This window comes from Rhodococcus sp. NPDC059968 (assembly GCF_042738615.1).
Classification (GTDB): Bacteria; Actinomycetota; Actinomycetes; order Mycobacteriales; family Mycobacteriaceae; genus Rhodococcus_F.
The window spans coordinates 1-7,146 of the sequence record NZ_JBHWUE010000202.1 but is presented as its reverse complement, the minus strand read 5'-3'; the positions used below and the strand labels follow the sequence as shown (position 1 = coordinate 7,146).

The window sequence follows — 7,146 nt, the reverse complement described above, 5'->3', positions numbered from 1 at the left end:
TGTCTCGATCATGCTCGCAGCATTCTGCACACTCAGCGCCATCTGCGCATACCGGATCGGCGACAACCGCACCGTCGACCTCAGCGACGCATGACACAAACCACCCCGGCAGCCGGCCGACGTGCACATTCACTGTGCTGCTGAAGTCAAAATTGATCAGACGACAAACGATTGCAACAGAAGAGGGATAGATCATGACTCGCATGATGAATTTGATCGGATACCTGAAGACTGGCCCGACTGCGCTGCACTCGGGTGGATGGCGGCACCCCGAGGCGACCTTGGACGACATTTTCGATCCGGTCCGTTACGAACACATGGCCCAGACATTAGAGGCTGCGAAGTTCGATGGCGCATTCTTCGCCGACCTTTTCGGTGTGGCCGACACCTACAAGGGGCTCGAGATGTTTATTCGCTCGGGCGGACAGAACAGCTATCTCGATCCTCTGACGGTTCTTCCGATCATGGCGCGAGTTACGACGCGGCTTGGTCTGGGCGTGACAATCTCGACCAGCTTCCACAACGCATTCCATATCGCGCGCTCCCTAGCCTCGATCGACATGTTGAGCAAGGGGCGTGTGGCTTGGAATGTCGTAACATCCACCAGCGAACTCGAGGCAGCCAACGCCGGGCTCGACGGATTGCCTCCGCATGGTGAGCGCTACGACCGTGCGGACGAGGTACTGGAGGCATGTAGCGCTCTGTGGAACACGTGGGACGACGATCCGTTCATTTTCGACAAGCGTCGCGGAGTTTTCGGCGATACAGACAAGGTTCACTACGCCGATTATCAAGGCAAGTGGGTGAAATCGCGCGGACCGCTCCCGACACCACGGAGCCCTCAAGGACATCCGGTCATTATGCAGGCAGGCAGTTCTGATCGGGGACGGGAGTTCGCGGCGCGATGGGCGGAAGTCGTCTTCACTCGACAAGGCAGTCGAGCGGAGATGGTTGCCTTCTACGAAGATATGAAACGCCAAGTCGTGGAGGCCGGCCGAGACCCAATCTCATGCAAGATCCTTCCCGGAGTGACTCCGATCCTGGGGGAGACCGACTCGATCGCTCGCGAACGGGCCGATTACCTGGATAGTCTGCAGCACAGCGAGTATGACCTGGCGTATGCATCCCTATCGGTCGGTGCCGACCTGAGCAAACATCAGACCCTCGAAGAAGTCAGCAACGTTCGAGGAAACCAGGGAACCCGAGGCAGGACTGACGAACTTAGCCAGTTCGCAGAGAAGAGTGGGGTCACACTGGCGGAAGCAGCTGCAAAGCGCTCGCGCGGAGGTTCATTGGTCGGTACGCCGGAAAGCGTCGCCGATGAACTCCAGGACATGTTCGAGTCGGGCGCGTGCGACGGGTTCGTCATCATGCCGACAACCTTCCCCGGCTCACATGAACAATTCTGCCGTTCAGTCGTGCCCGAGCTTCAACGCCGCGGAGTGTTCCGCAAGGAGTACAGTGCCTCCACCCTGCGTGGGAACCTTCTCAGCTGATTCCCCCCGCTGGCGGTGGTGAGAATTGGTCCGACTGGATGAATCTACGCCACAACCACATCGATGCTCATCGGGTGGCTCCGGTGAACCCCCACGCGTGCCGAAGCACGCGCGTGACCACGACCTCCTCCGCCATCAGGTGTGCCCCTTCCATTGGGGCGCAACCACACCGACGGTGAACCCGACTCGGAAACGTGAGGTACATATACATGGAAACGACCGTGATGACAGGCGACGCTATCTTGAAATCCTCCGGGAGGGAGCACACATGATCGCGCAGTCGACCCTGGACGGGCCAACCCTTCGAGAGGCATTCGGCCAATACCCGAGTGGAGTGGTTGCGGTGTGTGCGGAGATCGGTGGTGAACGGATCGGTATGGCGGCGAGTAGCTTTGTCTCGGTGTCGCTGGATCCTCCGCTAGTTGCTGTCTGCCCGCAGAACACCTCGGCGACGTGGCCACGACTACAAGAATCGCCGCGCATTGGAATCAGCATTCTCGGGGAGACACACAATGGGGCGGTACGATCGCTGTCAGCGAAGATCGGAGACCGATTCGAGGGGTTGACCACTCATACACATGAGGGCGGCGCCGTCTTCATCGAGGGAGCCAGTGTGTGGTTGAACACCTCGGTCGAGCAGGAACTTCCAGCAGGCGACCATACGATTATCGTGCTGCGCATCAACGATTTGAGTCTTCAGCCCAACGTCGCACCGATCGTGTTTCACCGCAGTGGTCTTCACCGGATCCAACAGGAATCAGCATGAGAGTCGACGCGGCGCTGGCCTCACTACGGGAGGGACGACCGGTGCTCACTGTTGATTCGACCGGTGCCGGCGCCGTAGTCCTGGCCGCACACGGGGTAGACATGAAGTGGGTTGCATGGACTGTGCGGCACACCTCTGGCCTGCTCTGCGCGCCGATGTCAGAAGCCCGAGCCGACGAGCTCGACCTTCCTCCGATGGTGCCGCGCAACCAAGTTACCCTCGACGACCAATACACCGTGAGTGTGGACGCCCGGCACGGAGTAACCACCGGGATCAGTGCCGTGGACCGCGCCCGCACGTTCCGCACGTTGGCGGCTCCCTGCACAAGCCCCACCGACTTGGTTCGGCCGGGCCACGTGCTACCGCTATGCACCCACTCGGGCGGCGCGTTCGAACGCCTCACGCATCCGGAAGCTGCCGTCGATCTGTGCACACTAGCCGGACTGCCCCAGGTCGCTGTAATGGCCACGCTCGTAGCCGACCAGGGTCACGTGCTGCCGCGGGCCGGAATTGAAGACCTCGCCGCCAAACACACCCTCCCTGTTCTGGACATCGCCGAGCTGCTCACGTATCCCCGCCGGGCGGAGTATGCCCATCGAGGGGCCCGTGGTGCAGCGAGATTGGAGAACCGCGCCGTCCCCGCACACCTCTTCCCGTAATGCCCTTGCACGAGATGTCTTGTTCGACTTTGCCGGCCGCATGTGTCCCGCCTCCAGCTCGGGGGGCGCCACTTCGAAAGACGTTACAGCGGTACCAGGAGGCCTAGCCAGCGCCTCCGAGGCGCGGCAAGGTTCTCCTGACCGCGCGAAGGTGACAGTGCGACAAAATAGTGATGGAGAAACGCATGACCATTGACCTCGGAACGGCGAGAAGAATCATTGAGTCGGCTCGAACATGTGCCAACGACAAAGGGTTCGAGCCGCTCACAATTGTTGTCCTCGACGCCGGGGGACACGTACTGGCAGCTGAACGCGAGGATGGGGCCTCGAACAAGAGATTTGAAATCGCGTTCGGCAAGGCCCATGGAGCACTTGCACTCGGGATCGGCTCCCGTTCGCTCATGGGCAGGGCAGAGCAGCAGCCATACTTTATTGCCGCGGCAACCGCCGCAATCGGTGGATCGCTGGTGCCTGTCCCTGGCGGCGTTCTTGTACGTGAGACGGAGGGGTCCCTACTGGGTGCCGTCGGAGTTTCCGGGGACACCTCCGACAACGACGAGGCCGTCGCCGTAGCAGGCATTGAGGCCGTAGGTCTAGTCCCCCAACCTTGATCGGTCGCCATCCGACACCTGTCAGTGGCGAACCAGCGAGCATCCGATTCCTGCCAACACGGCCGGCTGTAGGACGCGTCTGCCCCGCGCGGCACTGGTGGCGCCGGACATACAATGACGATCCTTCACTGCTGCCCAACGCCTGATCTGCGGCGGCAGTTCGACCTTTTGACAACCTGGACACAAGTTGGACCCCATCACCACTGACGACGACGTTGTGGTATCGATGTCGGAGCGATTCGTTGGGCAAGTCCCGCATCAGGTCTATGTACAGCACTGGCGGCCGTCTCCGGGAGCCAAGGTGTTAAGCCCGAATGCACCGATCAGCTGATGGGGTCGCCGTGAGTGTCGCTGTGCGGCAGCGGGTGGGGTGCGGGCATCGGTGATCGTCCGACCTCTCGTATCGGGTTGTTCCACTGGGGCTTTCGCGTCGATGCTGGACAGGTATCGCGGGTGTTAGACGATGATCGGATCGGAGCGCCCGAATGCGTTGTCGAACAGGGCTATCCATCCTGACTCCCAGGGCCAATGTGTGGGTAGGTGCAGCGTCAACTTCCGGGCGGAGGAGGCGATCCGCGCGGGCACCGAGACCACGGTCCGCCGGATGGTCCCGGTGGTCGCTTTGACCAGCTTCGGATCGTCGGTGAGGGTGCCGGCGGCGCGGGTGAGATTGAACGCCATCACCGCGCAGACCAGCCAGGCCGCGTTCGCGGTGAACCGACCCGAGGGCAGGTGCGCGAGCGCGGAGTTCTTCAGGTCCGCGTGCACCTGCTCGACGATCGCGTGCTGACGGTGCAGCTTGTCGGCGGCGACGGTATCGAGGTCGTCTCGGTCGGTGGTGGTGAAGAACGCGTGGAACCGCCAGATATCGAACAACGTGCCTTGGTCCTGGTCCTTCTTCGGCCGCAGGTCGGGGATACGCCGCACCACCAACCGCCCCGGAATCCGGTGCGCCTTGCGCTGAGAGGCGAACGCGGTGAAGTCGATTTCGGCGACCTCCGCACGCGAGATCCAGGTATCGGTGTCCTCGTCGTAGATCGCGTCGGTGTACTCGATCGGCGTCCAGGCATCGTCGTCGTCGATCGATTCGATCGCTCGCTTGATGGTCGAGGTCAGGCGCACGGTCACCGAGACATCGGCTCCGGCTGCGATCGCGGCACCGAGGGTGGGGTATCCATAGAACGCGGAGTCGACCCGAATCAGTGCTTTCGGTACGTCCGTGGCGTCCATGGCTGCGTCAGTGGATGGGTCGGTGGCCGCCGTGCGGAGGCGGTCGACGGTGGCCAGGGCGTCGGCGACGATCCGGGCGGCACCCCGCGGGGAGCCGCACGCACCCCGGCGCAGCCGCTGCCCCACGATCACCGGCGCCGCGGTGTCGGTGGTGACCGTCGCGAGCAGCGCGTTCAGCCCGCGGATCCCGGAGTATCCGTATCCGGAGCCTTGCTTGCCGTGACCATGAACCTCGATGATCGTGTCGTCGATATCGACCAGCACCCGGCCGGTGTCGATCCCCGAAACCAGCGGTGATCGCTGGGCGAGAGCGCACAGGAACCTCGAGGCGACGGCATCGAGTTGGCGGACGTGCCCGAAGGTGAACTGACGGAGGAACGATCCCAGCGTCGACGGTGCGTACGGGCGGTCGAAGACCGTGCCCATCGCCCCGTGCCGCAACAGTGCCAGGTCGGCGATGCTGTCGGCACCTCCGACCATGCCACCGACCAGGGACCCGACCTTGCGGCCGGCATTAGCACCCTTGTCCGTCGGCACGATCAGGTGCTGATCGGCGAGGGTGAGCAGGCCGCTGGCCTGGGCCAATGCCATCACCGGGACCAGTCCGGCGGTCGACACAAGATTGGGATCATCGAACCTGGCGGCCTTCACGGGCCGGGTGTGAGATAGTTGCATCCGCGAGATGCCCTCCGTTGTGGTGTGAATCGGTTCCTAGACAAGATCGATTCTTTCACCACCGCAGGGCATTTCGTCTTTATGACACTCTCAGGCGCTCATGCCAATCGGTGTATCCAGGTTAAGGGGCCCGCTCGTCATGGTCCATGGCGGCTTCCACACCGGGACCGCGTGGACGACGACTCCCGATGGTCGCGCGGGCTGGGCACCCAGGTTCGCTGCGTTTGGATGGGACGTCTTCGTAGTCGACTGGCCGGGAACCGGGCGCTCGAGCGGCCTCACACTGGACAACGTCGCAGTTTCCGCAAACGACGTTGTTGGCGGCCTCATTGCACTTTTGGAACAGACAGGCCCGGTCGTGATGGTCGGACACAGCATCGGCGCCGCATTGTCGCTGAAAGTGGCCGAGCGTCATCCAGACAAGATCCGTGCCATCGCAGCGCTTGCCCCGGCCTCCGTGGAGAGCCCTGTCGCAGGCTGGGATCCAGCTCCCCTGGACCAATGTGTGGTCTTCACAGATGAGATGGTTCGTTCGCTGTTCGCCAACAGCGAGTGCTTTCCACAGCAGGCGATTGGCAACTATCGATCATCACTCGTGCCGTTGACCCCCCGAATCTTCAACGCATCCCTCGGGCTGAATATGGATCTGAAAACAGATCCCGCTGTCGCGCCGGGTTGGGGGAGTCAGACCCCCGTGCTCCTACTTGTCGCGGACCAAGATCAGCTCATACCAGAGGCGAGGGCGGAGGAGACGTCGACAGCGTTAGGGGTACCGATTACCCGACTGGCCACGGACTGGGGCCTGTCGGGCCATGGGCACAACTTCATCATCGAGAACGGGTCTGAGGAGATCGCACAGCGTGTCGATGCGTGGCTGAGTTCTGTCTGCTAATTGCGCAGTCGGTGGGTTGTGATCGTTGAGGCGAGGAGTACTCCGCCGAGGTTAATGACGGCGTACTTGTCGTAGCGGGTTGAGACACCGCGCCAGTGTTCGAGTCGGTTCAAACCACGCTCGACGGTGTTGCGGTAACGGCAGAGCGCGGTATCGAAGGCCAGCGCTCGCCCACCTCGGGCCGTGGTTCGGTCCCACTGTGCAACCCTGGTTTCGCAATCCGAGTGGTAGCCAGTGGCCCGTTTCCGGAAACACGAGCAATTCGGACCGCCGAAGCGCGGACAAGTAGTGAAATGCGTCGTCGGTCGGACAGAACCTGTCGTCGCGCCCCCAAAGGAGGAGTGTCATCTTGTCGATGGTGCCGATCCACTGAGCTGGGGTTCGGCGCTCGTAATCCTCAACCCAGCCGCCGCTGGCAAGGCGTTGGCTTGCCGCCTCGACCCCGGACCCCAGCGTGCCTTCGTACCGCGAGGCGACAGCCATGTCGAGGTGAGGAACTGCTCACGTCGGCCACCAGTCGGGTAATTACTAAGGCGAGCGTAAGTATGTCGACTGGCTATGCGGCGGCGCGGATGTAGGCGAGGTGGGGGTCGGCGAAGAAGCCGCGGACGAGGTGCGGCATGCGTTGCAGTCGCCGCAGCGCCCGGGTGCACAGGGTCTTGAACTGGTCGGGCCCGGTGATGCCGGATCGGCCGATGCGGTCGTGTTTGACGTTCTTCCAGACCCATTCGTCCGGGTTGAGTTGCGGCGAGTAGGCGGGGATGCGGAACAGGGTCAGTCGGCCGCCCGTGGAGTCGGCGAAGGCGGTGACGGCCTT

7 protein-coding genes are annotated in these 7,146 nt (G+C 62.5%); 5 read left to right on the top strand and 2 right to left on the bottom strand.

Going from position 1 to position 7,146, the window contains the following annotated elements; genetic code table 11:
* The first annotated feature begins 203 nt into the window (after positions 1-203).
* The 4 genes from ACFWAY_RS52665 to ACFWAY_RS52650 all read left to right on the top strand — a co-directional run bounded on the left by ACFWAY_RS52665 (position 204) and on the right by ACFWAY_RS52650 (position 3,532).
* The gene (locus ACFWAY_RS52665) at positions 204-1,496 is read left to right on the top strand and encodes an LLM class flavin-dependent oxidoreductase (protein ID WP_378516382.1); all 1,293 of its coding nucleotides are present in this window, start codon (positions 204-206) and stop codon (positions 1,494-1,496) included.
* A 268-nt stretch (positions 1,497-1,764) separates the two neighbouring features.
* Complete coding sequence (locus ACFWAY_RS52660) at positions 1,765-2,262, top strand: flavin reductase family protein (protein ID WP_378516381.1); 498 nt, start codon at positions 1,765-1,767, stop codon at positions 2,260-2,262.
* Complete coding sequence (locus ACFWAY_RS52655; RefSeq protein WP_378516380.1) at positions 2,259-2,921, top strand: 3,4-dihydroxy-2-butanone-4-phosphate synthase; 663 nt, start codon at positions 2,259-2,261, stop codon at positions 2,919-2,921. The genes ACFWAY_RS52660 and ACFWAY_RS52655 overlap by 4 nt, the downstream gene beginning before the upstream one ends.
* 185 nt (positions 2,922-3,106) lie before the next feature.
* Positions 3,107-3,532 (top strand): heme-binding protein, encoded by a 426-nt coding sequence (locus ACFWAY_RS52650; protein ID WP_378516379.1) that lies wholly within the window; start codon positions 3,107-3,109, stop codon positions 3,530-3,532.
* A gap of 456 nt (positions 3,533-3,988) precedes the next feature.
* Here the strand turns inward: ACFWAY_RS52650 and ACFWAY_RS52645 are convergent, their stop codons facing one another.
* Positions 3,989-5,437, bottom strand: coding sequence for an IS1380 family transposase (locus ACFWAY_RS52645; protein ID WP_378516378.1), 1,449 nt, complete (start codon positions 5,435-5,437; stop codon positions 3,989-3,991).
* 100 nt (positions 5,438-5,537) lie between these two features.
* Between ACFWAY_RS52645 and ACFWAY_RS52640 the strand changes: the two genes are divergently transcribed.
* Entirely contained in the window at positions 5,538-6,329 is a 792-nt protein-coding gene (locus tag ACFWAY_RS52640; RefSeq protein WP_378516377.1) for an alpha/beta fold hydrolase, read from the top strand.
* Between the two features lie 556 nt (positions 6,330-6,885).
* Here ACFWAY_RS52640 and ACFWAY_RS52635 read toward each other — a convergent pair.
* Positions 6,886-7,146: transposase (locus ACFWAY_RS52635; RefSeq protein WP_378516376.1), on the bottom strand; the 261-nt coding region annotated here is incomplete at its 5' end.